This is a genomic window from Paucibacter sp. JuS9 (genome assembly GCF_044043925.2).
Lineage (GTDB): Bacteria > Pseudomonadota > Gammaproteobacteria > Burkholderiales > Burkholderiaceae_C > JAUASW01.
This window is the reverse complement of the sequence record NZ_CP194172.1, coordinates 3,349,889-3,373,858: the sequence shown is the minus strand read 5'-3', so window position 1 is coordinate 3,373,858 and position 23,970 is coordinate 3,349,889. Positions and strand designations below refer to the sequence as shown.

General features: G+C 66.6%; 21 protein-coding genes. 13 read left to right on the top strand and 8 right to left on the bottom strand.

From position 1 onward, the window contains the following. Positions 1–9: 9 nt before the first annotated feature. The gene (locus ABT392_RS15060; RefSeq protein WP_395385423.1) at positions 10–447 is read left to right on the top strand and encodes a DoxX family protein; all 438 of its coding nucleotides are present in this window, start codon (positions 10–12) and stop codon (positions 445–447) included. Positions 448–458: 11 nt separating this feature from the next. After that, the gene (locus ABT392_RS15055) at positions 459–1,139 is read left to right on the top strand and encodes a glutathione S-transferase family protein (protein WP_395385424.1); all 681 of its coding nucleotides are present in this window, start codon (positions 459–461) and stop codon (positions 1,137–1,139) included. A gap of 4 nt (positions 1,140–1,143) precedes the next feature. Here ABT392_RS15055 and ABT392_RS15050 read toward each other — a convergent pair whose 3' ends face one another. From ABT392_RS15050 to ABT392_RS15040, 3 genes are all read right to left on the bottom strand, one after another. Further along, on the bottom strand, positions 1,144–2,352 hold the full coding sequence (locus tag ABT392_RS15050; protein ID WP_334278166.1) for a DUF1501 domain-containing protein: 1,209 nt from the start codon (positions 2,350–2,352) through the stop codon (positions 1,144–1,146). A gap of 2 nt (positions 2,353–2,354) precedes the next feature. Further along, complete coding sequence (locus tag ABT392_RS15045; protein ID WP_464970809.1) at positions 2,355–3,899, bottom strand: DUF1800 domain-containing protein; 1,545 nt, start codon at positions 3,897–3,899, stop codon at positions 2,355–2,357. 87 nt (positions 3,900–3,986) lie between these two features. Then, positions 3,987–7,541, bottom strand: a complete 3,555-nt coding sequence (locus tag ABT392_RS15040) for an indolepyruvate ferredoxin oxidoreductase family protein (protein WP_395385426.1) — start codon at positions 7,539–7,541, stop codon at positions 3,987–3,989. A 132-nt stretch (positions 7,542–7,673) separates the two neighbouring features. On the opposite strand from ABT392_RS15040, the gene ABT392_RS15035 reads away from it, so the two are divergent. From ABT392_RS15035 to ABT392_RS15000, 8 genes are all read left to right on the top strand, one after another. Further along, a complete protein-coding gene (locus tag ABT392_RS15035; RefSeq protein ID WP_334278163.1) occupies positions 7,674–8,141 on the top strand; it encodes an Lrp/AsnC family transcriptional regulator in 468 nt (155 codons plus the stop codon). 234 nt (positions 8,142–8,375) lie between these two features. After that, positions 8,376–8,882, top strand: a complete 507-nt coding sequence (locus ABT392_RS15030; RefSeq protein WP_334278162.1) for a hypothetical protein — start codon at positions 8,376–8,378, stop codon at positions 8,880–8,882. A 60-nt stretch (positions 8,883–8,942) separates the two neighbouring features. Then, a complete protein-coding gene (locus ABT392_RS15025; protein WP_395385427.1) occupies positions 8,943–10,040 on the top strand; it encodes a c-type cytochrome in 1,098 nt (365 codons plus the stop codon). 47 nt (positions 10,041–10,087) lie between these two features. Beyond that, positions 10,088–11,869, top strand: a complete 1,782-nt coding sequence (locus tag ABT392_RS15020) for a cytochrome c oxidase subunit I (RefSeq protein WP_395385428.1) — start codon at positions 10,088–10,090, stop codon at positions 11,867–11,869. Beyond that, complete coding sequence (locus ABT392_RS15015; RefSeq protein WP_334278159.1) at positions 11,866–12,450, top strand: cytochrome c oxidase subunit 3; 585 nt, start codon at positions 11,866–11,868, stop codon at positions 12,448–12,450. Before ABT392_RS15020 ends, ABT392_RS15015 begins: the two co-directional genes overlap by 4 nt. A 19-nt stretch (positions 12,451–12,469) precedes the next feature. Then, positions 12,470–13,150: a heme-copper oxidase subunit III family protein gene (locus tag ABT392_RS15010; RefSeq protein WP_395385429.1), complete on the top strand. Its 681-nt coding sequence runs from the start codon at positions 12,470–12,472 to the stop codon at positions 13,148–13,150. A 12-nt stretch (positions 13,151–13,162) separates the two neighbouring features. Beyond that, positions 13,163–13,480, top strand: a complete 318-nt coding sequence (locus tag ABT392_RS15005) for a cytochrome C oxidase subunit IV family protein (RefSeq protein ID WP_334278157.1) — start codon at positions 13,163–13,165, stop codon at positions 13,478–13,480. A gap of 40 nt (positions 13,481–13,520) precedes the next feature. After that, positions 13,521–14,216: a CBS domain-containing protein gene (locus tag ABT392_RS15000; RefSeq protein ID WP_395385430.1), complete on the top strand. Its 696-nt coding sequence runs from the start codon at positions 13,521–13,523 to the stop codon at positions 14,214–14,216. 153 nt (positions 14,217–14,369) lie between these two features. Here the strand turns inward: ABT392_RS15000 and ABT392_RS14995 are convergent, their stop codons facing one another. Then, the gene (locus ABT392_RS14995; protein WP_464970808.1) at positions 14,370–16,043 is read right to left on the bottom strand and encodes an EAL domain-containing protein; all 1,674 of its coding nucleotides are present in this window, start codon (positions 16,041–16,043) and stop codon (positions 14,370–14,372) included. A 116-nt stretch (positions 16,044–16,159) separates the two neighbouring features. Here ABT392_RS14995 and ABT392_RS14990 point away from each other — a divergent pair, with 116 nt between their 5' ends. Beyond that, positions 16,160–16,744: a hypothetical protein gene (locus tag ABT392_RS14990; RefSeq protein ID WP_334278154.1), complete on the top strand. Its 585-nt coding sequence runs from the start codon at positions 16,160–16,162 to the stop codon at positions 16,742–16,744. A gap of 138 nt (positions 16,745–16,882) precedes the next feature. Continuing rightward, positions 16,883–17,122, top strand: coding sequence for a translation initiation factor IF-1 (gene infA / locus ABT392_RS14985; protein WP_282824125.1), 240 nt, complete (start codon positions 16,883–16,885; stop codon positions 17,120–17,122). 60 nt (positions 17,123–17,182) lie between these two features. On the opposite strand, the gene ABT392_RS14980 is transcribed toward infA, so the two are convergent. Beyond that, complete coding sequence (locus ABT392_RS14980) at positions 17,183–18,004, bottom strand: M90 family metallopeptidase (RefSeq protein WP_395385431.1); 822 nt, start codon at positions 18,002–18,004, stop codon at positions 17,183–17,185. A 156-nt stretch (positions 18,005–18,160) separates the two neighbouring features. Between ABT392_RS14980 and ABT392_RS14975 the strand changes: the two genes are divergently transcribed. Next, positions 18,161–19,318, top strand: coding sequence for a YbfB/YjiJ family MFS transporter (locus tag ABT392_RS14975; RefSeq protein ID WP_334278152.1), 1,158 nt, complete (start codon positions 18,161–18,163; stop codon positions 19,316–19,318). Here the strand turns inward: ABT392_RS14975 and ABT392_RS14970 are convergent. From ABT392_RS14970 to ABT392_RS14960, 3 genes are read right to left on the bottom strand one after another with little or no spacing between them, the layout of a single operon-like run. Continuing rightward, positions 19,305–21,536, bottom strand: a complete 2,232-nt coding sequence (locus ABT392_RS14970) for a 3-hydroxyacyl-CoA dehydrogenase NAD-binding domain-containing protein (RefSeq protein ID WP_395385432.1) — start codon at positions 21,534–21,536, stop codon at positions 19,305–19,307. The genes ABT392_RS14975 and ABT392_RS14970 overlap by 14 nt on opposite strands. A 2-nt stretch (positions 21,537–21,538) precedes the next feature. Beyond that, on the bottom strand, positions 21,539–22,744 hold the full coding sequence (locus ABT392_RS14965) for an acetyl-CoA C-acetyltransferase (protein ID WP_395385433.1): 1,206 nt from the start codon (positions 22,742–22,744) through the stop codon (positions 21,539–21,541). 17 nt (positions 22,745–22,761) lie between these two features. Continuing rightward, positions 22,762–23,940 (bottom strand): acyl-CoA dehydrogenase family protein, encoded by a 1,179-nt coding sequence (locus ABT392_RS14960; RefSeq protein ID WP_395385434.1) that lies wholly within the window; start codon positions 23,938–23,940, stop codon positions 22,762–22,764. Positions 23,941–23,970 lie beyond the last annotated feature (30 nt).

The following is a 23,970-nucleotide window of genomic DNA, read 5'->3' as shown; positions in this document are numbered from 1 at the left end:
GATCCCACCATGAATCCGACAAGCACCACCAACACCACCTCCACCGATCTTGGCATCAGCCTCCTGCGCGTCAGCCTGGGTGTGATGTGGATGGCCCATGCGCTCCTGAAGCTCTTTGTCTTCACGCTGCCAGGCACGGCGGGCTTCTTCGCCAGCATCGGGCTTCCGGGCTGGATCGCTTACCCGGTCTTCGTCGCCGAGCTGCTGGGCGGCCTGGCCATAGCTCTGGGCATCTATGCGCGCCAGGTGGCGCTCGCCTTGCTGCCCATCATGCTGGGCGCGGCCTGGGTGCATCTGCCCAATGGCTGGGTACACACCAGCCCGGGCGGCGGCTGGGAATATCCGCTGTTCCTGAGCATCAGCTCGGTGGCCTTGTGGCTGCTGGGCGATGGCGCTGCCGCGATCAGGCGCAGCAGCTTCCTGGTGCCGCGCTTCTCGGCCGCATGAAGGCGCATGCCATGAGTGCCAAGCCTGTCCTGGTCTCTCACGAGCTGTGCCCCTATGTGCAGCGCGCCGCCATCGTGCTGCACGAGAAGGGCCAGGCCTTCGAGCGCCGCGACATCGATCTGGCCCGCAAGCCGGGCTGGTTCCTGGCGGTCTCGCCGCTGGGCAAGACGCCGGTGCTGCTGGTCGGCGAGCAGGCCATCTTCGAATCGACCGTGATCTGCGAGTACCTGGACGAGACCTTGTTGCCCGCCCTGCATCCGGCCGATCCGCTGCAGCGCGCTCGTCATCGCAGCTGGATGGAGTTCGGCTCGGCGATGCTGAACAACATCGCCGGCTTCTACAACGCGGCCGATGCGGCTTCGTTGGCTGCAAGAGCAGCCGAACTGCGACAACGCTTCGAGCAGCTGGAAGCGGCGCTGGGCGATGGCCCGTACTTCTCGGGCTCGCAGTTCAGCATGGTCGATGCCGTGTTCGGCCCGGTGCTCCGCTACTTCGAGGTCTTTGACCGCATCGAGGACTTCGGCTGGTGGGCCGGGCTGCCCCGGCTTCGCGACTGGCGCGAGGCCCTGCGGTGGCGGCCGTCCGTCATGCAGGCCGCGCGGCCGGACTATGCCGAGCGCTTGCAGGCCTTTCTGCTGGCGCGCGGCAGCGAGTTGTCGCGACGGTTGGCCGCTTCGGCGCTGGCTGCGTGAGCCTTCAGACCAGGCCCAGGTCCTGGATCTGCGCGCCCGGGAACACGCGGCCCAGCGCATCATCCGACAGGCCGAACTGGCGCCTCCACAGGCCGCCCAGCACGCTGCGGTACTCGTTCAGCACCGGATAGTCGCGTCCCTGATGCAGGGTCTTGGCGGTGAGCGCGACTTGCTCGCCTGCCACGCCGCCCTTGCTGGCCAGGCCGCCGCCTAGCAGCCAGTAGCAGCTGCCATGGCCGTGATCGGTGCCGCGGTTGCCGTTCTCGCGGAAGGTGCGGCCGAATTCGCTGATCACCATCACGGTGGTCTGCTTCCACAGCTCGGGGCCCAGTTCGCTGCTGATGGCTGCGAGGCCACGGCCCAGTTCCTCGAAGCGCGTGGCCAGCGTGCCGGTGGCACCGCCCTGGCCGACGTGCGTGTCCCAGCCGCCCACGTCGATGAAGCCGAGGCTGAAGCGGCCGCGCATCAGCTTGCCGATGCGGCGGGCTTCCAGCTCGAAGCCCTTGGCATTGATGGCGTTGCGGCCGGCCGCGTCCATTTCCATCTTCATCTTCTCGGGCGAGAGCTCGCGCACCAGCTCTTCGCGCAGGGCAAAGCCTTCCTCGACCTGGGCCGAGAGCGGCTGCTCCTGGTACATGCCGGAGAGCAGCTTGCGGGTCTTGGCATCGACCGCCAGCTTGGCGTTGTCGCGCAGCGCTGCGTTGCCGATCTTGGCGCTGCCGCGGAAGGCGATCGGCAACTGGTCAGTGAAGGAGATCGCGCCGCGGGCGCCGATTTCCGTCGCCAGCCGGTTCATGAAACCGCTCTGGAAGTCGCGCTGGCCGCTCAGGTTCTGGCCGAGCTCGATGCTGTCCTGCGTCTCGAAGTGGCTGCGGGTCAGGTCGTCGGTGCCGGCGAAGGGGATGAAGGTGGCTTGGCCAGCTTGCAAGAGCGGATAGAGGCTTTCACGCAGCGCAGGATGCAGGCCCCAGTCGGCGTTGACAGCCAGCGCGGCTTCGGCATTGGGTTCGCTGCCCGGCTTGGCGATGGCGATCTTGGGCCGAGACTCGTAATAAAAGGAGCTGCCAGTGGGCACCAGCAGATTGGCGGCGTCGTAGCCGCCGCGCAGAAAGACCAGCAGGAAGCGCGGGCGGTCGGCGCCGGCCGCAAAGAGCTGCGCGCCGGGCAGGGCAATGCTGGCCAGGCCGGCTTGGATCAAGTGACGTCTTTGCATACTCATCGCACCATGAATTCAGGGCTGGACAGCAGGAGGGCGAGCCACAGCTGCGGCGAATCGGCTTGCGCCAGGGCGCTGCGCGTGGCCGGGCCGAGGCTCGCTTCGAGGCGCGGCCGCAGGGGCGGCGCATCGAGCTTGTAGGGCGCGGGCGCTGGCTTGGGCGCATCGGCGGCTTCACCCTTGAACAGGGCGGGCACGCCGCCGCCGATCTGGCGGGCGATCTCGAAGCGCACGCTCATCTGGCCGGCACTGTTCCAGGCCGCCGCCATGGGCGGGTAGCCGTCGGGCGTCTGACGGTCGTAGAGGCCTTGGCCCAGCCGGCGCAACCAGCCGGCCAGCGGCTGGCTGTTCAGCATCGCCTGGCCCTCGAAGCCGGCGCGCAGGCTGGACAGCAGGTAATGCTGCGGGTCCTTGAACTTGGCTGGCGGCGCGTTGGCGAACTCGCTCGAATAGAGCAGGGGCCGCAAGGTGGCCTTGATGTCGCCATTGCTCTTCTGGAACGCGACGGCCATGCGATCAACGATTTCGGCCGGCGGCTGGTCGGCCAGGAAGTACTGCGCCAGCTTGCGGCTGACGAAGCGCGCCGTGGAGGGATGCGCCACCAGCAGGTCCAGCACCTGGTCCAGCTCGTCGGCGCCACGGCCCTTGATGATCTGGCCGAGCACCTGCTTGTCGCCGAAGTCATGGCGGGCCGGGTTGAACTCGAACAGGCCGTCGCGGCGGTACTGGCCGTCGAACTTGGGTGGCAGCTTCGGGTTCTCGGGTTCCAGGCGCACGCTGAAGCCGGTCAGCACGCGGGCCACCTCGGTGACGTCGCGCTGGCTGTAGCCGCCGTCCACGCCCAGTGTGTGCAGCTCCAGGAGCTCGCGGGCGTAGTTCTCGTTGACCTTGGGAATGCCGTTCTGGTCGTTGTCCAGGTAGCGCAGCATGGCCGGGTGGCGGGCCACGGCGCCCAGCATCTGGCGGAAGGAGCCCAGGGCATTTGGGCGCAGCGCGCGGTCCTCGTAGTCCGACACCAGCACGCGGATCTCGCGCTTGTACTGGTGGACGCTGAAATGGTTGAACCAGAAGGCGCTGATGTGCTCCAGCAATTGCTGCTCGGAATACAGCGCGCGCAGCAGTTGGCGGTGAGTGGCTTCGCGCGTGCCCTTGTTCAGGGCGTTCTGGTAGGCCTGGCGGGCGGCGACGCGCTCGGGCTCGGTGGGCGGCTTGTCCTGGTTCTTGCGCAGCGTCTCCACCTCCTGCACGCGCTGCATCAGCGGCTTCCTGCTGATGTCCTGCGCGGCGATCTGGTCCTGCGCAAACGTGGGCAGGGGCGCATTGGCGTCGGCGCGCAGCTGTTGTTCCACATAGTCGCCCCAGCCGAGCCTGGCGATCTGGTCCAGCTGGGCCTGGTTGGCGCCCCAACCGATACGGTTGGCGGCACGCAGTTGGGCGGGCGCATCAAGCTGTGGCGTCAGGCTGGCACAGGCGGCCAGCAGTGCGGCGCTGCTGGCGACAGCAAGAAGGGCGGCACGGCGGGTGAAAGCAGGGGTCAAGCGCATCCGCGAAGGATGCCAAGCGCCGGGCCGCCCTGTCCAGCGTCTTTGCATGGCTTCACACGATTTGTGCGATCACCATTCAGCGCTGGGTCATAACTCCGCGACGCCCTTCACCCTTTGCGGCATTGCCACCACGGCCACCGGCGCCTCAGCGGCGCGGCCGTGGAGGCGGTCCAGCAGGTCCTTCCATTGCGCCCGGGCGGTGACCAGGTTGGCCAGTTTCACATGGCCGTAGCCACGGATCTTTTCCGGGAGGCGGGCCAGTTGCAGGGCGAGCTCGAGCTTCTCGGCCGTGAGCTGCTGGCTCAGCTCCTCGACCAGGACTTCATAGTCGGCCAGCAGCTGGCGTTCCATGCGGCGCTCCTCGGTCTTGCCGAACACGTCCAGCAGGCCGCCGCGCAAGCCCTTCATCCGGGCGAGCAGCTTGAAGGCGCTGAACGTCCAGCTGCCCAGCTCGATCTTCCTGGCCCGGCCGTCGGCGCCGGGGCGCGAGAGCAGCGGTGGCGCCATGTGGAAGGACAGCGAGGCCCAGTTCTCGAACTGCGATTTCATCGCCGCTTCGAACTGGCCATCGGTGTAGAGGCGGGCGACTTCGTATTCGTCCTTGATCGCCATCAGCTTGGCCAGGTAGCGGGCCACGGCCTTGCTCAGTCGTTCGGCTTTGCCGGCTTCGCCGAGTTGCGCCTCGGCCGCCCGCATCTTGGTGACGAGCGTCAGGTAGCGCTGGGCATAGGCTTCGTCTTGGTAGGCGCTCAGGTGGCGCATTCGGCGGGCGATGAGGCCGTCCGGGCCGTCGAGCTTGTCCTGGCCCAGCAGCAATTGCACCTTCTGCGCGCTGGCCTCGCCAGCCAGGCGGCGGATCGCTTCCGGCGCGGCCAAGGCCAGCCGGCCCAGGGCGAAAGCGGTCTTGTTGCCTTCGATGGCCACGCCGTTCAGCTCGATGGCGCGCATCAGCGCCGCTTCGCTCAAGGGGATCAGGCCGGCCTGCCAGCAGGCGCCCAGCATGATGATGTTGCTGGGCATGGTGTCACCCATCAGTTGCTGGGCGATGCCTTGCGCATCGATGGTGGACAGGAGGCCGGCCTGACCACCCACGGCATGCAGCATCTTGGCCAGCAGCGAGTCGGACTGCAGGCTGGCGTCGGGGTTGCGCACAAAGGCGGCCGTCGGCAGCTCGTGGGTGTTGGCGAGGATGACCGTGCGGCCGGGCTTGACCGTGCCCAGGGCATCGGGCGAGGCGCCGACCACCATGTCGCAGGCCAGCAGCACATCGGCCTGCTGGGTGTCGATGCGGACCTGGTTCAGCAAGTCCTGCGTCGGGGCCAGGCGCACGAAGGAGAGCACCGAGCCGCCCTTCTGCGCGAAGCCCATGAAGTCCAGCACCGAGGCCTGCTTGCCTTCCAGGTGGGCGGCCATCGACACCAGCGCGCCGACGGTCACCACGCCGGTGCCGCCAACGCCGGTGACCAGCAAGTCGAACGGCCCGGTCCAGTCCCAGGCACGAGGTGCCTGGATGGCAGCCAGCTCGCGCGCCAGGTCCTCGGCCGTGTAGCCGCCGCCGACCTTCTTCTTCAGCTGCGCGCCATGCACCGAGACAAAGCTCGGGCAGAAGCCGTTCACGCAGCTGAAGTCCTTGTTGCACGAGCTCTGTTCGATGGCGCGCTTGCGTCCGAAATCGGTTTCGACCGGCACCACGCTCAGGCAGTTGGAGGCCTGGCCGCAGTCGCCGCAGCCTTCGCAGACCTGCTCGTTGATGAAGATGCGCTTGGGCGGGTCGTAGAACTCTTTTTTCTTGCGACGACGGCGCTTCTCGGCAGCACAGGTCTGGTCGTAGATCAGGACGGTCACGCCCTCGATCTCGCGCAGCTCGCGCTGCACCGCGTCCAACTCTGAGCGGTCGTGGAAGGTGGTGCCGGCCGGGAACAGGTTCTTGTGATCGTCGTACTTGCCGATGTCGTCAGACACCACGACCAGGCGCTTCACGCCCTCGGCCTCGACCTGGCGTGCGATCTGCGGCACGCTGGTCTGGCCGTCAACCGGCTGGCCGCCGGTCATGGCCACCGCGTCGTTGTAGAGGATCTTGTAGGTGATGTTGGCCCTGGCCGCGATGGCCTGACGGATGGCCAGATAGCCCGAGTGGTAGTAGGTGCCGTCGCCCAGGTTCTGGAACACATGCTTCTCGGTGGTGAAGCGGCTGTGCGCTGCCCAGTCCACACCCTCGGCGCCCATCTGGATCAGGCCCGAGGTGCCACGCTCCATCCAGCTCGCCATGAAATGGCAGCCGATGCCGGCCAGTGCGCGCGAGCCTTCTGGCAATTTGGTGGACGTGTTGTGCGGGCAGCCCGAGCAGAAGTAGGGCTGGCGGCGCACGCCGTCGGCCTCGTTGCTCAAGAGGCAGGGCGTGAGGAAGTCCACCACCAGGTGGCGGCGATCCAGCGCCGGGTTGAGCCGTGCCAGCCAGTCGGCCACCGTGTTCATGATGCGCGAAGGGCGCAGCTCGCCAAGCGACGAGAGCACGGCGGCGCCGGTCTCGTCGGTCTTGCCGATCACGCGCGGGCGCTGGGCATCCGGCAGGTGGTACAGCAATTCCTTGATCTGGCGCTCCACGACTGGCGCCTTCTCCTCGATCACCAGCATGTCGGTGAGGCCCTGGGCGAACTCGCGCATGCGGGTCGGCTCCAGCGGGAAGACGAGGCCGACCTTGTAGACGCGCACGCCGGCCGCTGCCAGCGCATTGGGGTCCAGGTCCAGGCGGCGCAGCACTTCCATGAAGTCGTAGTGCGCCTTGCCGACGGTGACGATCCCGAGCGTGGCGCGCGGGCTCATCACGATGTGCTTGTCGATGCTGTTGAGCTTGGCAAAGGCGAGCACCGCGTCGATCTTGTGCGCCAGGCGAGATTCGAGCTCCAGCGAAGGCAGGTCGACGCTGCGGATGTGCAGGTCGGTCGGCGCCTGGTAGTCCACCGGCAGCTCGAAGTCCATGGGCACGTTGTCAAGGTCCACCGTCATGCCGGACTCGACCACTTCCGAGATCGCCTTGAAGCCGACCCAGGTGCCCGAGAAGCGGGAGAGCGCCCAGCCATACAGGCCGAACTCGAGGTACTCGGCCACATTGGCCGGATGCACCAGGGGCATTGACCAGGCTTGCAGCGCCAGGTCGCTCTGATGCGGGGTCGAGGAGGACACGCAGCCGTGGTCGTCGCCACAGACCACCAGCACGCCGCCCTGCTTTGCCGTGCCATAGACGTTGCCGTGCTTCAGCGCATCGCCCGAACGATCCACGCCCGGGCCCTTGCCGTACCACATGGCGAACACGCCATCGACGGTACGCTTGGGATCCAGCGCCACGCGCTGCACGCCCAGGCAGGCGGTGGCGGCCAGGTCTTCGTTGATGGCGGGCAGGAAGTTGACCTGGGCGGCGTCGAGGAACTTCTTCGCCTTCCAGAGCTGCTGGTCGACCATGCCCAGCGGCGAGCCCCGATAGCCCGACACAAAGCCGGCCGTCTTCAGGCCGGCTCGCTCGTCCACCGCCTTCTGTGCCAGCAGCAGGCGTACCAGCGCCTGCGTGCCGGTGAGGAAAACGGCGCCGGTGCTGGCAGCCAGGTTGTCGGCGAGCTTGTAGTCACGCAGGGCGGTGGAGGTCATGGGTCTGGGGTGCTGGGCTCGGCAATGCCGGGAGCGAGGATTTTTCTCCAGTTCTGCCGGTGAAAATTTGCTCTCTGACTCGGCTTGAGTGCTTGGTGGAGAATAATCAACTCACCATAAGCGAGTTTTGAGATGGAATCTTTCGACCGAGCGACCCGACAGATCCTCGAAGCCCTCCAGCAGGACAGCCGGCAGAGCACGCAGGCGCTGGCCGAGCAGGTGGGCCTGTCGGCCACACCGGTCTGGCGGCGCATCAAGGAGCTGGAGGAGAACGGGGTGATACGCCGTCACGTCGCGCTGGTGGACCGGGAGAAGCTCGGCCTGTCGATCTGCGTGCTGGCCAATGTCAGCCTGGTGCGGCACAGCGAGGGCGCGACCGAGGCCTTCGAGGCCATGGTCCGCACCAGCCCGGAGATCATCGAATGCCAGGCCATCACCGGCGAGGCCGACTACGTGGTCAAGGTGGTGGCGCCCGACATGAAGGCCTACGACCAGTTCCTGCAGGCCAAGATCTTCAAGGTGCCCGGCGTGGCCAGCGTGCGCAGCAACGTGGTGCTGCGCGAGGTCAAGTACGAGACGGCGATGCCCGTGCCGGGCTAAGTGCCTTCCCGCTGGGGTCAGGTGTTGCGCTGATCGCCGGTGCTTGGGCGCGCACCTTTGCAGGGGCCAGGTTTTGTCTGTGCAGGCATGCCCGCTTGCGGGCCCCGAGGCCCGGGCGTATAAGTCGGGCACGCCCTGGGCCTTGAGTTGCATCAAGAGACAAGTGCAGCCGCATCGGGTCCACCGCAGTTCAGTTTCCTTGTCCGTTCTACCGCTCCAGAGAGGGAGGTGTTCATGGAACTCGAAATGCACCCGCATCAGTGGGAACGTCGTGCGCCGGATTGGCCGGCAGCCATCGTGTCGGGCCTGGTGGCTGGCGCCGTGCTGATGGTGATGGATCTGATCTGGTCCTCCATCATGTCCAGCGGAGACACCTGGCGCAGTTCGCACCTGATTTCTGCCATCGTGCTGGGCCCGAGCGCCCTGCAAGATAACGCCTTCAACATGGGCGTCGTGGCGGTGGCCCTGGTCACCCACTATGCACTGGGCGTGGTGTTCGCCCTTTGTCTTGCCTTCATCGTCGCCGGCTTCCACTATGAATCCAGCGTGCCGATGATCGAGACCATAGGCGCGATGTTCGGCATCGGCGTCTACGTCATCAGCATGCATGGCTGGAGCCATGTCTTCCCCTGGATCACCGAACTGCGCGGCTGGGCCACGCTGATCGGGCACATGGTCTTCGGCATGACGGCCGCCCTGACCTACTGGAAGCTGGCTCAGCGCGGCAGGGTCGCAGGCTGACCATGATCTCCCGCGGCGGCGCCTCCTCGGCGCCGTTGCTGCCTTCCTAGGAGGCTGACCATGCTGATGGTGATTGTCCTGCTCGTGATGGTGGTGGGCTCGCTGCTGTTCCACTTCATCGCGCCCTGGCACGCGCTGCCGCTGGCTTCGAACTGGCGGGATATGGACCAGACGCTGACGATCACCTTCGTGATCACCGGCATCTTCTTCGTCGTGCTCAATGGCATCCTGGCCTACACGGTGCTGCGCTTCCGGCGCGGCAAGGTGCAGGGCGCGGCCTATCAGCCGACCAACCACAAGCTGGAGCGCTGGCTGACCATCGTCACTGCCGTCTTCATCGCCGCGCTGCTGGCGCCGGGCCTCTCGGTCTATGCCGACTACGTGCGGCCACCCAGCCATGCCATGGAAGTGGAAGTGCTGGGCAACCAGTGGCAATGGCGCTACCGCTTCCCAGGGCCTGACGGCAAGCTGGGCCGCAGCGATGCACGTTTCATCTCGCCCAGCAATGCCTTCGGCCTTGATCCGGACGATGCCAACGGCAACGACGACCCGCTGATCGAAAGCAACGAGCTGCGCCTGCCGCAAGACCGGCCGATCAAGATGCTGCTGCGCTCGATCGACGTGCTGCACGACTTCTACGTGCCGCAGTTCCGCGCCCGCATGAACATGGTGCCGGGCCAGATCAGCAGCTTCTGGTTCACGCCGACCAAGGCCGGCCGCTATGAGGCGATGTGTGCCCAGCTGTGCGGCGTCGGGCACGCCAATATGCGGGGAGCCGTCGTGGTGGAGCCGGCGCCAGCCTTCGAAGCCTGGGTCAAGGCGCAGCCCAGCCGCTCAGCACCTGCCCAGGCCGCCGCCGGCGATGCTGCGAGCCCGGTGGCGCTGGGCATGGCGCTGGCCAAGAGCAAGGCCTGCGTGGCCTGCCATTCGGTGGATGGCAGCGCGAGTGTGGGCCCGAGCTGGAAGGGCTTGTTCGGCAAGACCGAGGCCTTTGCCGACGGCAGCCAGGCCAAGGTGGATCAGGCCTTCCTGATCCACGAGATCAAGGAGCCGCAGGCGCGCGTGGTCAAGGGCTTCCCGCCGGTCATGCCCAAGTCCGAGTTGAGCGAGGCCGAACTGGCCGCGCTGGTCGCCTATATCGAATCGCTGGCCAAGTAGAAGCAAGACGCTCAGCCGCAAGAGTACGCATACAGGAGACGCCCGCCATGTCCCATGACGCGCCCGACCACGATCACGACGACGAACACCACGAGCCGAAGCGCTTCTGGACCAAGTACGTCTGGAGCCAGGACCACAAGGTGATCGCCATCCAGTACGGCAGCGTGGCCATCTTCGTCGGCCTGATCGGACTGCTCTTGTCCAACCTGATGCGCTTGCAGCTGGGCTTTCCCGGCGCGTTCGACTTCATCACCGCGGAGCGCTACTACCAGTTCGTCACCATGCACGGGATGATCATGGTGGTGTATCTGCTGACGGCACTGTTCCTGGGCGGCTTCGGCAACTACCTGATCCCGTTGATGGTCGGGGCGCGGGACATGGTGTTCCCCTACCTCAACATGCTCAGCTTCTGGGTCTACCTGCTGTCGGTGATCGTGCTGCTGGCCAGCTTCTTCGTGCCCGGCGGGCCCACCGGCGCGGGCTGGACGCTCTATCCGCCGCAGGCCATCCTGCCCGGTACGCCGGGGCACGACTGGGGCATCATCCTGATGCTGGTGTCGCTGGCGATCTTCATCGTCGCGGCCACCATGGGCGGCCTGAACTACGTCACCACGGTGCTGCAGGCCCGCTGCGAAGGCATGACCCTCCTGCGCATGCCGCTGTCGGTCTGGGGCATCTTCATCGCCACCATCCTGGCGCTGCTGGCTTTCCCGGCGCTTTTCGTGTCTGCCGTGATGATGCTGCTGGACAAGACGCTTGGCACCAGCTTCTTCATGCCCGCGCTGGTAAGCCTGGGCCAGGTCACGGCCTACAAGGGCGGCACGCCGCTGCTGTTCCAGCATCTGTTCTGGTTCTTCGGCCATCCCGAGGTCTACATCGTCGCGCTGCCGGCCTTCGGTCTGGTGTCCGACCTGATCAGCGTGCACGCGCGCAAATGCATCTTCGGCTACCGCCAGATGGTCTGGGCCATCGTGGCCATCGGGGGCTTGAGCTTTGTCGTGTGGGCCCACCACATGTTCGTCAGTGGCATGAATCCGTACTTCGGCTTCTTCTTCGCGACCAGCACGCTGATCATCGCGGTGCCCACGGCCATCAAGGTCTACAACTGGCTGCTGACGCTCTGGCGGGGCGACATCCACCTGACGGTGCCGATGCTGTTCGCGCTGGCCTTCATCTCCACCTTCATCATCGGCGGCCTGACGGGGCTCTTCCTGGGCAATGTGTCGGTGGACATTCCGCTCTCGGGCACCTATTTCGTCGTCGCCCACTTCCACATGGTCATGGGCGTGGCGCCGCTCCTGGTGGTGTTCGGCGCGATCTATCACTGGTACCCCAAGATCAGCGGCCGCATGCTGGACGACCGGCTGGGCCTGTTCCATTTCTGGGTGACCTTCATCGGCACCTACCTGATCTATTTCCCGATGCACTACCTGGGCCTGCTGGGCATGCCGCGGCGCTATTACAACTTCGACGACTACGCCTTCATCCCGGTCTCGGCGCATCAGTTGAACGCCTTCATCAGCATCGTGGTCTTCATCGTCGGGGCGGTGCAACTGGTGTTCGTCTGGAACCTGGTCTGGAGCGCCTTCCGCGGCCGCAAGGCCGAGCCCAATCCCTGGCGTGCAGCATCGCTGGAATGGCTGACGCCGGACACGCCGCCCAGACATGGCAACTGGGGCCCGCGCCTGCCGGTGGTGCACCGCTGGGCCTATGCCTACAACGTGCCGGGCACCAAGGAAGATTTCGTCACCCAGACCGCGCCGGCCTCGGAAGGCGGGCAGGAGCCCGATGAGCATGGCGGCACGCAGCCGCGGGGAGCGGCGGCATGAGCGCCGGTAGCGTGGCCATGCAGGTGCCGGTGCGCGGTCGCCCGGATCCCGGCTCGGCCGCCAGCATCGCGCTGTGGTTCTTCATCGCCGTGGCCTGCTCGCTGTTCACACTATTCATTGCGGCCTATGTGATGAGGCTCGACGGCCTCGAGGGCTATCCGCTCGCCATGCCCTGGCAGTTCTGGGCCTCGACGGCCTTGCTGGTGGCCGGCAGCGCGGCGTTGGAGCTGGCGCGCCGGCGCGGCCTCGCCGGCAGCCTGCTTCGATGGGGCGCTGTCTGCGCCGGCCTCTTCGTCATCAGCCAGCTCTGGGGCTGGCAGGAGCTGGCCAGCCGCAAGGTCCTGCCGGTGGGCAACCCAGCGGGTAGCTTCCTCTATGTGCTGACGGCCTTGCATGGCCTGCACGTGATCGGTGGCCTGGGCGGCTGGCTGCTGGCCAGTCGCAAGGGGGCACAGGCCTGGCGTATCGCCCTGCTGGCGCGCTATTGGCATTTCCTGTTGCTGGTATGGGTGATCCTGTTCGGCCTGCTGGGCTGGATGACGCCCGATGTCGTGCGTGCCATCTGCGGCAGCCTGCGATAGACAAGAAAGGAGTCATGCGATGAGCAGCAATGCGCATTCCAGCTCGGCAGTGCCCTCGGGTTGGCGCGGCCTGGTGCAGGACTGGTCGGGCGACCGGGCGGCCTTCAAGGTCTCCTGGGGCAAGGCCATGATGTGGATCTTCCTGCTCAGCGACACCTTCGTCTTCAGCTGCTTCCTGACCGGCTACATGACGGTGCGCAGCTCCACGACCGTGCCCTGGCCCAACTCCAGCCATGTGTTCTCGCTGCATGTGGGTGGCGCGGACGTGCCGCTGCTGCTCATCGCCATCATGACCTTCGTGCTGATCACCAGCAGCGGCACCATGGCACTGGCGGTCAACCATGCCTATCGCCGCGACCGTGCCACCACCTTCAAGCTGATGCTGGCCACCGGCCTCCTGGGGGCGACCTTCGTCGGCATGCAGGCTTTCGAGTGGACCAAGCTGATCGTCGATGAAGGCATCCGCCCCTGGGGCAACCCGATGGGCGCGGCTCAGTTCGGCGCGGTGTTCTTCATGATCACGGGCTTCCACGGCCTGCATGTGTCGCTGGGTGTGATCTATCTGCTGATCGTTGCCATCAAGGTGCGGCGCGGCGACTACGAGAAGCGCGGCTACCAGATCGTCGAGATTGCCGGCCTGTACTGGCACTTCGTGGACCTGGTCTGGGTTTTCATCTTTGCCCTGTTCTATCTCTGGTGAGGGAGTGCAGCCATGTCATCCGAAACAGGTCAAACGCATCCGCTGGGCCTCTACTTCAAGGTCTGGATCCTGCTGTTCGTGCTCAGCGCCTTCTCCTACATGGTGGACTACTTCCAGTTCCAGGGCCTCCTGCGCTGGACCCTGGTGCTGGCCTTCATGGCGCTGAAGGCGGGGCTGATCATTGCCGTTTTCATGCACATGGCCTGGGAACGCATGGCGCTTGTCTGCGCAATCCTGATGCCACCCCTGGTGTTGCTGGTGCTGATCGGGCTGATGTCCTCCGAGGCGGGCTACACCTGGGCCAGCAGGCTCTTGCATTTCGGCGGCTGACGCTGCGCCGCCTGGCCGCAGCCGGCTGCACAATGGGCCGATGTTCACCCTTTTCGGACTGAATGGCCGCCTCTACAGCGGCGCCCTGGACGGCCTGCGCGAGCTGGAGCCGGTGCGCGCCGTGGCCCGCTTGCGCGGTACGGTGGCCGTGGCGGGCGCTCAGCTCGATGCGGCGGTCGTCCGCGTCGGCTCGCAGGGCCAGCCTGCAAAACAGAATCCGGCGCCGCCCGCGGAGGCCCTGCCGCGCGCAGCGGCCGCAGCCTATGCGCAGGCCGCCCGGGCCAACCAGCCCGAGCGCCAGCGGCTGACTCGCGTGCGCGAGTTGATGACTGCGCGCGTGCTGAGCCTGCCCTTGGGGCTGACGCTGTCCGAAGCCTGGCAGAGGCTGCTCGAGGCTCGCCTGGCCCAGGCGCCAGTGCTGGACGAGCAGGAGCGCCCAGTCGGCCTGCTGATTCGAGCCGATCTTCCACAGCTCTCTCCGGCGCACGCCGACCTGTCCGCCTGGGGCAACTGGCGCGAGCGCCTGCAGCAGCCCGTGAGCAGCGCCATGACCGCGCCCATCCCCTGCGTCAGCCCTGAAACGCCGATCCGTGAGGTCTCGCAGGTGCTGCATGAGATGCGCCTGCCTGGCTTGCCTGTGGTGGACGATGACAGCGGCCGCGCCATTGGCTTCATATCGAGAAGCGACCTGCTGCGGGCGATTGGCCACGAGCCGCCGCTGGACCTCTGGTCCTGAGGCGGCTCTTCCAGCCCTTTCCGCCGCTGGACCCATGGTCCTGAGGCGGCTCTTCCAGCCCTTTCCGCCGCTGGACCCATGGTCCTGAGGCGGCTCTTCCAGCCCCTTCGGCCGCTGGACCTCTGCTCCTGAGCCCGCCGCCAGGCTCCGGCCTCAATCCTTCTTCGCGTTGTGTGCCGCCAGCCAGGCCTGGTACTCGGGCGCCGGCAAGGCCGGCGCGTACAACCAGCCCTGTGCCTCATCGACCTTCATTTCGAGCAGCCACCTGGCCTGCACTTCGGTTTCCACGCCCTCCGCAATCACCTTGAGCTGCAGCTCGCGCGCTGCCGTCACCAGCGAGCGGATCAGGGCCTGGCCGCGCTCGCCGCCGGTGTTGATGAAGGAGCGGTCCAGCTTGATCGAGTCCAGCGGCAAGCGGGCCAACTGGGCCAGCGATGAGAAGCCGGTGCCGAAGTCATCCAGGAAGACCTGGCAGCCGAGCAACCGGCATTCCTGCATGAAGCCTTCGGCGCGGCCTTCGTCCTCGATCACGCAGCTTTCGGTCAGCTCCACGTCGAGCAGGCCGTGGGCGATGCGCTGGCATTCGGCCAGCCAACGCGGCAACTCGGGGTCCGACAGCTGGCGGGCGCTGATGTTGATGGCGATGCGCACACGCAGCCCTTGCGCCAGCCATTGCGCGGCCTGGGCCGCGGCATTGACGATGACCCAGCGGCCCATCGCCACGATTTGCCCGTTCTTCTCGGCCCGGGCAATGAAGAGGTCGGGGCGTATCAGGCCGCGCTTGGGATGGCGCCAGCGCAGCAGGGCCTCCACGCTGGTGGCCACCTCGCCGGCGAGTGCCACCTTGGGTTGGTAGTGCAACTCCAGCTGATGCAGGTCCAGTGCGCGCCGCAGGTGGTGGTCCAGCCAGAGGCGCTCACGAGCGCGCAGCAGCAGGCGCGGTTCATAGACCGTCAGGTGGCTGCCCGGCGACTCGAGCGCGCTGTGCAGCGCGGTCGAGGCATTGCGCAAGAGCTCTTCCAGCGAGGCGCCGTGCGCGGGATAGCTGACCGCGCCGATGGCGATGGAGGCATTGACTTCGGTGCTGGCCAGCTGCAGGGGCGTCTTGAAGCGGTTCAGGATGCTGCGACCCAGCCTTTGCAGCTCGCTGTTGTCGCCATGGGCGGTCGGCACAGCGATGCTGAATTCGTCGCCACCTTCACGGGCCAGTAGCTGGCCAGGCGCCAGCAGTGCGCGCAACGCCGCAGCCGTCTCGATCAGCACCTGGTCGGCGCCCTCCGGGCCGAAGTTGTCGCGCAACAGGCCGAAATCCACCAGCTTCAGCGACAGCAGGCCAAAGGTCTCGGCATGCGCCACCCAGCCCAGCAGCTCCTCACGCAGGGCATGGCGGCTCAGGAGGCCGGTCAACTCATCGTGGTTGAGCAACTCGCGCAAGGCGTCGTTCTGCGCTTGCGCCTGCTTCTGTGCCTGCCGCTCGGCGCTGACATCGACGCCGGAGCACAGCAGGTGCGCCACGCCGCGGGAGTCGTCCAGGCGCTGAAAGTACCAGCGCGTGCGCCGGCCCTTGTGCACCAGCTCGCTGTGCCAGTCCTGCACGTCCCGCTCGGCTTGCAGCATGGCTTCAAGCCGGCTGCTCATGCCTTCGGGTAGCACGCTGCGCAGATCGGGCAGGTTCAGCAGCTCCCGCCCCAGCTGCTGCTCGGCCAGGTCGTTGCAATGAACGAGTCGCCCGTCGGGACCGAACAGCACCAGCATCACACTGCCCAGGCGCCGCAGGATCTGCTCGGCAAGGGCGGCTTCGAGACCTGTCGATGGGGTCAAGGTCATATCGGGCTGAACAAAAGCCGTGTTTGTCCCATGTTACTGCCGTGCACGAACCTTGCCCTGTGGACCGTACACTAGCAGCACAGGGGAGTGGTCCAGCAGTCTTGGGATACTCATAGATGAAATTCAGAGAAGTACTGATCTACAACGGCGAGCAGTTCAAGGTGCCGCAAGGCATCCAGCGCATCGACGCTCGCTCCACCCACGGTTGGCAACTTCGCTACGGCGGCACGAAGTTCTACTCGGACAGCAAGTTCGAAGGCGGAGCCGGTGGTGCCCTGGCGGCAGCCAATACGGAGTTGGGCAAGCGCATTGCCAAGCTGCCAGCACCGACGCGACTCAAGCCTGAGCGCAATGCCAACAAGGGCAACGACCTGCCGGTGGGCATTTCCGGCCCTATCGTGCGGGAGCGCCGCCCGAATGTGCGCGATTGCAGCTTCAGCGTCCTGTTGCCGCGTTTTGGCGAATCGCCGCGGCGTTCGAGCGTCTACATCGCTTCCGAGAGCACCTACACGATAGAGCGCTATCAGCAGGCGCTCCAGAAAGCGATCGAGATGCGTCAGAAGGCCGAGGAGGCCTACCAGCGCGCCGCCACCAAGGTCAAGCGCCAGGAAAGCAAAACCTGGCAGGCCGAGGCGGGTGATCTGGCGATCAAGAAGCGCAAGCCGGCGGCCAAGAAGGCCGCCAGCGCCGCACGCGCCTGAGTCGGCCGTGAACCAGTGCCGGGTGCGCAAACACCCGGTTCTGTTAAACTTCGCTGCATTCACCGCTGCGACGCTTGCCGTTGTGGCGGTTTTGTTTTGCCTCGCACCCGGCTAAAGTGGTGCGCCAACGGAGATCGCATGGCCAAGGAAGAACTGATCGAGATGCAGGGCAAGGTTGACGAAGTCCTGCCGGACACGCGTTTTCGCGTGACCCTGGACAACGGTCATCAGCTGGTCGCTTACAGCGCCGGCAAGATGAAGAAGAACCACATCCGCATCTTGGCCGGTGACCGGGTTTCGCTGGAACTCTCGCCCTACGACCTGAGCAAGGGCCGGATCACGTTCCGCCACCTCGAGCGTCGCGGCCCCGGCGGCTGATCAAGCTGCCTCAGGCTCAGCTGAGCAAGCCGCCTCGGCTTGCGCTGATCCAGCGAAGCCTCAGTTCCAGCTGAGAGGGTCGAGCCGGTAGTAGCCGGCCAGCTCACCGTACAGCGCCGGATGCAGCGCCGCCATCTCGCGCGGCTGCTCAAAAAACACCTCACTGGCCACGGCGAAGAACTCGGCTGGGTCGGTGGCCCCATATGCGCTCAAGAGGCCCGCGTCTCCTTGGGCGCTTCGCCATTGCAGGGCCTGGTATTCCGCGGCCATCACCCGGCTCCAGCGCTCATAGGCCGCGCGGCTCTTCAAGAGGGGCGCACCATTGGCAAAGCCTTTCAGCTGGTCCAGCTGATGCGCAAATTCGTGCACCACGACGTTCTGGCCGTCCGCCGGATCGGCCGCACCCATCACGACATCCCGCCACGACAGGAGCACCTGGCCCTGCACCCATGACTCCCCGGCCAGGGCGCGGCGCTGGTCCTGCATCACGCCGCCTGGCGCGTTGACCGGTCGGTCCACCACGAAGGCCCCCGGGTACAGCAGCACCTGGCGCAGGTTCGGGTACATGCCGCGTGTCACGCCCAGCAAGGGCAGGCAGGCCTGGGCGGCGATGGTCACCCGCATCTCGTCTGTCACCTCCAGATCGCCGCAGCCGATGATGGGCTTTTCGGCCAGGAAAACCTGGATCAGGCCCTTGAGCCGCATTTGAAGATCGGCAGGCAGCTGCGCGATCTGGGGCACGCGGCGGCGCAGGATGCGGCGCCAGGCCTGCGGAAAGGGCTGTTTCGCCAACTGATGGCGGCGGTAGCGGCGCCACAGCGGCGGGGCGATCAGGGCGGCGACGCCCAACAGGCCCAGAGCGAATATCAGGAACAGGGCCATGGCGCTTGCTTTGTCCGGGAAGAGGCTGTGACGGTCAGATGGGCGGTCCAGGCACGAATTCAAGAGCGAATGTCCCGGGCCAATGTCCTGAACAAGTGCCCGGGCTGTCGCCCAGCTGTCAGCGCGAAGTAGTGCTCCGGCCTTACGCTCGCTCCCATGCAGACAAGTGGCAAGTCACTCCAGGCCTGGCAGGTGATCAGCGGCGGCATTGCCGGCCTGGTGCTCAGCATCGGCCTGGGCCGCTTCTCCTACACACCGATGCTGCCACTGATGCAGTCGCAAGCCGGCTTGAGTGACGCCATGGCCGGTGCGCTCGCGGCGATCAACTATGCCGGCTACATGAGCGGCGCCTTGCTGGCCGCCTGGATCGACGACCCTCGCTGGCGGCAGCGGCTCTACAGCCATGGGCTGTGGCTATCCCTTCTGTCCTGCGTCTTGATGGCGCTGGCACCGAATGTCTGGCTCTGGGCCCTGGCGCGCTACCTGGGCGGCCTGTGCGGCGCTGCCGGCATGCTGCTGGGTTCAGGGCTGGTGCTGGGCTGGTTGATGCGCGCCGGCCGTCGGCCCGAACTGGGCCTGCATTTCACCGGACTGGGGCTGGGTATCGTGGTCTCGGCGCTGGGCGCGATGGCCATGGCACTGGTTCACCTGAACTGGGCGCACCAATGGCAGGGCTATGCGCTGATCGGTCTTCTCTTTCTCGTGCCAGCCTGGGCCTGGCGCCCGCCTGCGCCGCCGCCCGGAGTGGCTGCCGCAGGCGCGGCACCGGCGCGAAAGTGGATGGCGTTGATGATCGCCATGTACTTCTGCGCCGGCTGGGGATTTGTGATCAATGCGACCTTCACCGTCGCCATCGTCGAGCGCCAGCCGCTGCTGGCCGGGCAGGGCCCCTGGGCCTGGCTGCTGGTGGGCGTGGCTGCCACGCCCGCGGTGTTTCTCTGGGACCGTGTGGCCCGTCGGCTGGGCGACGTGCAGGCCCTGCTGGTCGCCTTTGCCGTGCAGACCGCCGGCGTGCTGCTGCTGGTGCTGTCCAGCTCTCTCATTGCGGCGCTGGCCGGCGCGCTGCTCTATGGCGCCACCTTTATCGGCATCGTCAGCCTGACGCTGGCATTGGCGGGTCGGCGTTCGCCAGCGAACCCTGGCAAGGCAATGGCGCGGCTGACGCTCAGCTACGGCGTCGCGCAGATCACGGCGCCGGCCTTGACCGGCGCCATGGTGCAAGCCAGTGGCAGCTACACCGGCGCGCTGTGGCTGACCGCCGCGGTGCTCTTGCTGGGCATGGTTGTCCTGGGCGCCTTGTTCAAGCTGGACTAGGTCCACCCTCCGCGAACCGTTCGCCCCGATCAGCCATCCGCACCACGAGCTGTGCCGGTTCGAAGCGCTCGCCATGGCGGGCTGCCAATTCTCGGCAACGGGCGACGAAGGCCGGCAAGCCCATCGCATTGATGAACTGCAAGGCGCCGCCCTGGAAGGGCGCGAAGCCCCAGCCGAAGATCGAGCCGATGTTGGCGTCAGCCACCGAGCGCAGCACGCCTTCATCGAGGCAGCGCGCCGCCTCGTTGGCCTGGATCAGCATCAGCCGATCCATCAGCTCGGCCTGCGTCGGCTGCTCGGCTGACTGCGGATACATCCCGGTCAGGCCCGACCACAGTCGCCGGCCGTCGTCATCCCAGTCGTAGAAGCCCTGGCCCGCCTTCTTGCCGATGCGACCCAGTTCGCTGATGCGGCGCAGCACGGCCTCGGCCGGATGCGCGCGATAGACCTGGCCGGCCGCCGCCAGGTCGCGCCGCGTCTGGTCGATCACATGCAGCGCCAGGCTCAGGCTCACCTCGTCCTGCAAGGCCAGCGGCGGCATGGGCATGCCGGCCTGCTGGCCCGCCACCTCGATGGCGCGTGGGTGCACGCCCTCGGCCAGCATCGCAATGCCTTCCATCACGTAGGTCGCGAAGACGCGGCTGGTGTAGAAGCCGCGCGAGTCGTTGACGACGATGGGCGTCTTGCCGATCTGCTGCACGAAGTCGAACGCCCGGGCCAGCGTGGCCTCGTTGGTCTGCGCGCCGCAGATGATCTCGACCAGGGGCATCTTGTCCACCGGGGAGAAAAAGTGCAGGCCGATGAACTGGGCCGGCCGAACGCTGGCCTCGGCCAGGCCGGTGATGGGCAGGGTCGAGGTGTTGGAGGCAAAGATCGCATCCGCCGCCAGCACGGCCTCCGCGGCCTTGGTCACTTCCGCCTTGATCGAGCGGTCTTCAAACACCGCCTCGATCACCAGCTCGCAGCCGTCCACATGGGCGTAGTCGCTGCAGGGTGTGATCAGCGCCAGCTGCGCCTCGCGCTGCTCGCTGGTGCGGCGTCCCTTCTTGACCGCCTGGTCCAGCAGCCAGCGTGAATGCTGCTTGCCGCGCTCGGCGGCTTCCATGGTCTGGTCCAGCAACACGACGGAGATGCCGACCGAGGCAGCAGCATGCGCGATGCCCGCGCCCATCATGCCGGCACCCAGCACAGCGAGCCGGCGGATCTTCTGCGGCTCGATGCCCGCGGGCCGCGAGGCGCCTTTCTTCAGCGCGTTCAGCTGGTACCAGAGCGTGCCCATCATGTTGCGCGAGGCAGGGCTCACTGCGCAGGCGGCAAAGAAGCGCGATTCGATTTCAAGGGCCCGGTCGATGTCGGTCAGGCCGCCTTCGAACACGCTGGACAGGATGTGCGTCAGAGCCGGGTAGTTGCCCCAGCTCTTGGTCGAAGCCATCGAGGGCGCCACCGACATCAATTGCGCCACCGCGGGCGAACGCGAGTCACCGCCGGGATAGCGGAACCGTGGCGCATCCCAGGGCTGCTGCGGCTTCTTCTTGCCTTGCTGCGCGATCCAGGCGCGGGCCTTGGCCATCGCTTCATCGGCATCGCTGGCCAACTCGTGGACCAGACCGGAGGCCAGGGCCTGGTCGGCGCGCACCTCCGTGCCTTCCAACATCCATTGAAGGGCCTGCTGCATGCCCACCAGCCGCGGCAGGCGTTGCGTGCCGCCGCCGCCTGGCAAGAGCCCGAGCTTCACTTCGGGCAGACCGAGCCTGGCCTTTCCGTCGTCGATCACGATGCGCCAATGGCAGCCCATGGCGATCTCCAGACCACCGCCGAGGCAGCGGCCGTTGAGCACCGCCACCACAGGCTTGCCGCAACGCTCCAGGCGCCGGATGAAGGCCTTGAAGCGCATCGATTCGTCGAAGGCCTGCTGCGCCGTGCCGAGTGCACGCAGCCGGTCCACATCGGCGCCAGCCAGAAAGTCGGGCTTGGCAGAGCGCAGGATCAGCGCCATGACCGCCGCATCGGTTTCCAGCCGCGCAGCCAGCTCGGCCAAGGGCAGGGCCAGCTCGTCATTGAGCACATTCATCGAATGGCCGGGCAGGTCCATGGTGGCGACCAGCAGGCCGCCTTCTTCCAGTTCGCAACGCAGGGCAGAGTCTTGTGCACCCTTCGCGCTTCGCGCTGTCCCGCCGAGCGGGAGTTGAGCCCCTTCGGGCGGCCGTGCGGTGCTCATGGTCAGACCCTCTCGATGATGGTTGCGATGCCCATGCCGCCGCCAACGCACAGCGTGGCGCAGCCGAGGTTCAGATGGCGGCGCTCCAGCTCCTCCAGCAAGGTGCCGAGGATGATGCAGCCGGTGGCACCCAGCGGGTGTCCCATGGCGATGGCGCCACCGTTGACGTTGACCTTGTCGAGCGAGACGCCGAGGTCGCGCGCCGTCTTCATCGGCACCACGGCGAAGGCTTCGTTGATCTCCCAGAGGTCGATGTCCGAGGCCTTGAGCCCGGCCTGCGCCAGCGCCTTCTGGCAAGCAGGCGTCGGACCCGTCAACATGATGGTGGGCTCGGAGCCGACCACGGCGGCTGCCCGTATCCGCGCTCTGGGCCGCAAGCCCGCCGCCTCGCCGCCGGCCTTGGAGCCGACCAGCATCAGCGCCGCGCCATCGACGATGCCGGAGGAATTGCCGGCATGGTGGATGTGCGGAATCTGCTCCAGCGTCGTGTACTTGCGCAGCGCTGTGGCATCGAAGCCCATGCCGCCCATCATGGCGAACGAGGGTTCGAGCCTGGCGAGCGTTTCCAGCGTGGTGCCGGGGCGGATGGTCTCGTCCTGCGCCAGCAGCGGCAGGCCGGCGATGTCCAGCACCGGCACGATGGAGCGGCTGAAATTGCCCGCCTCACGCGCCGCGGCGGCGCGCTGGTGCGATTGCACGGCGAAGGCGTCCACATCGCTGCGGCTGAATCCTTCCAGCGCCGCGATCAGGTCGGCGCTGATGCCTTGCGGAATGAAGCCGATCAACTGGTTGATGCGTGGGTCCATGAACCAGGCGCCGCCATCGCTGCCCATCGGCCAGCGACTCATCGATTCCACGCCACCGGCCACCACCAGGCGCTCAAAGCCGCTGGCCACCTTGGCGGCAGCCAGATTGATCGACTCCAGGCCCGAGGCGCAGAAGCGCGATTGGGTGACGCCGGCCACGCTCTCGGCCCAACCGGCATCGAGCACGGCGGTGCGGGCAATGTCGGCGCCCTGTTCTCCGACGGGTGTCACGCAGCCGAGCACCAGGTCGTCCACCAGCGAAGTGTCCAGGTGCTGGCGCTCCTGCAAGGCCTTGAGTAGCGTACGCAGCAGCCAGACCGGGCTGGCCTGGTGCAGGCCGCCGTCCTTCTTGCCCTTGCCGCGCGGCGTGCGGACATGGTCGAACAGATAGGCATCAAACATCGACTACTCCCTGAGGCCTACATGAAGCGCGAGGCCAGTTCCTTCATGATCTCATTCGTGCCGCCGTAGATGCGCGCTACTCGCGCATCGGCATAGAGCTCGGCGATCGGGTACTCCATCATGTAGCCGTAGCCGCCGAAGAGCTGCAGGCATTCGTCCATCACCTTGCAGGCCAGGTCGGTGCTCCAGGCCTTGACCAGGGCGGCGCGTGCGGCATCGAGCTCGCCCCTCAGGTGGGCCTGGATTGCCGCATCGACGGTGGCGCGTGCGGCCAGCACCTGGCTCTGCACCTCGGCCAGCTTGAAGCGGGTGTTCTGGAAGTCCCACACCGCCTTGCCGAAGGCCTGGCGCTCCTTGGTGTAGGCCACGGTGTCTGCCAGCGCACGCTCCATCGCGCCGATCGCGCTGACCGCAATGATCAGCCGCTCCTGCGGCAGCTCCTGCATCAGCTGGAAGAAGCCCTGGCCCTCGGCGCCGCTTGCTCCGCCGAGCAGGTTGGCCGCTGGAACGCGCAGGCCGTCGAAGAACAGCTCCGAGGTGTCTTGCGCCTTCATGCCGATCTTGTCGAGGTTGCGGCCGCGGCGGAATCCGTCGCGCAGCGTGCCGTCCTCGTTCTCCACCTCGGCCACCAGCAGGGATATGCCACGCGCGCCGGCCTCGCCGCCGGTGCGGCAGACCACGATCACCAGGTTGGCGTTCTGGCCGTTGGTGATGAAGACCTTCTGGCCGCTGATGAGGTAGTCGTCGCCATCACGCTTCGCTTGTGTGCGCACGCCTTGCAGGTCGGAGCCGGTGTCGGGCTCGGTCATGGCGATGGCGCCGACCAGCTCGCCGCTGGCCATCTTCGGCAGCCAGCGCTGCTTCTGCTCATCAGTGCCGTGATGAAGGATGTAGGGCGCGACGATGGCCGAATGCAGGCCGCCGCCAAAGCCGCTCAGATTGGCCCTTGCCTGCTCCAGCAGGATGACGGCCTCATGACCGAAGTCGCCGCCACCACCGCCATATTCCTCCGGCATGGCGGCACAGAGCAGACCGGTGGCGCCGGCTTCCAGCCAGGTGTCACGGCCCATCAGGCCAGCCTCGCGCCATGCGGCGGCGCGGGGCACCCAGCGTTCACGAAAGAAGCGCGCCACGCTGTCTTGCAGCATGCGGTGCTCGTCAGTCATCCAGGCCGAAGGGAACAGCGGGAGTGTCATGGGTGGGGCTCATTTGCGGGGCAAGAGGCC

Bases quoted from the DNA above. Each gene is read 5' to 3' on its own strand.
- ABT392_RS15050 (WP_334278166.1), bottom strand. From the start codon at position 2,352: ATGCAAAGACGTCACTTGATCCAAGCCGGCCTGGCCAGCATTGCCCTG.
- ABT392_RS14995 (WP_464970808.1), bottom strand. From the start codon at position 16,043: ATGACCTTGACCCCATCGACAGGTCTCGAAGCCGCCCTTGCCGAGCAG.
- ABT392_RS15060 (WP_395385423.1), top strand. From the start codon at position 10: ATGAATCCGACAAGCACCACCAACACCACCTCCACCGATCTTGGCATC.
- infA (WP_282824125.1), top strand. From the start codon at position 16,883: ATGGCCAAGGAAGAACTGATCGAGATGCAGGGCAAGGTTGACGAAGTC.
- ABT392_RS15000 (WP_395385430.1), top strand. From the start codon at position 13,521: ATGTTCACCCTTTTCGGACTGAATGGCCGCCTCTACAGCGGCGCCCTG.
- ABT392_RS14980 (WP_395385431.1), bottom strand. From the start codon at position 18,004: ATGGCCCTGTTCCTGATATTCGCTCTGGGCCTGTTGGGCGTCGCCGCC.
- ABT392_RS15020 (WP_395385428.1), top strand. From the start codon at position 10,088: ATGTCCCATGACGCGCCCGACCACGATCACGACGACGAACACCACGAG.
- ABT392_RS14965 (WP_395385433.1), bottom strand. From the start codon at position 22,744: ATGTTTGATGCCTATCTGTTCGACCATGTCCGCACGCCGCGCGGCAAG.
- ABT392_RS15040 (WP_395385426.1), bottom strand. From the start codon at position 7,541: ATGACCTCCACCGCCCTGCGTGACTACAAGCTCGCCGACAACCTGGCT.
- ABT392_RS14990 (WP_334278154.1), top strand. From the start codon at position 16,160: ATGAAATTCAGAGAAGTACTGATCTACAACGGCGAGCAGTTCAAGGTG.
- ABT392_RS15030 (WP_334278162.1), top strand. From the start codon at position 8,376: ATGGAACTCGAAATGCACCCGCATCAGTGGGAACGTCGTGCGCCGGAT.
- ABT392_RS15055 (WP_395385424.1), top strand. From the start codon at position 459: ATGAGTGCCAAGCCTGTCCTGGTCTCTCACGAGCTGTGCCCCTATGTG.
- ABT392_RS15035 (WP_334278163.1), top strand. From the start codon at position 7,674: ATGGAATCTTTCGACCGAGCGACCCGACAGATCCTCGAAGCCCTCCAG.
- ABT392_RS15010 (WP_395385429.1), top strand. From the start codon at position 12,470: ATGAGCAGCAATGCGCATTCCAGCTCGGCAGTGCCCTCGGGTTGGCGC.
- ABT392_RS15025 (WP_395385427.1), top strand. From the start codon at position 8,943: ATGCTGATGGTGATTGTCCTGCTCGTGATGGTGGTGGGCTCGCTGCTG.
- ABT392_RS15015 (WP_334278159.1), top strand. From the start codon at position 11,866: ATGAGCGCCGGTAGCGTGGCCATGCAGGTGCCGGTGCGCGGTCGCCCG.
- ABT392_RS15005 (WP_334278157.1), top strand. From the start codon at position 13,163: ATGTCATCCGAAACAGGTCAAACGCATCCGCTGGGCCTCTACTTCAAG.
- ABT392_RS14975 (WP_334278152.1), top strand. From the start codon at position 18,161: ATGCAGACAAGTGGCAAGTCACTCCAGGCCTGGCAGGTGATCAGCGGC.
- ABT392_RS15045 (WP_464970809.1), bottom strand. From the start codon at position 3,899: ATGCGCTTGACCCCTGCTTTCACCCGCCGTGCCGCCCTTCTTGCTGTC.
- ABT392_RS14970 (WP_395385432.1), bottom strand. From the start codon at position 21,536: ATGAGCACCGCACGGCCGCCCGAAGGGGCTCAACTCCCGCTCGGCGGG.
- ABT392_RS14960 (WP_395385434.1), bottom strand. From the start codon at position 23,940: ATGACACTCCCGCTGTTCCCTTCGGCCTGGATGACTGACGAGCACCGC.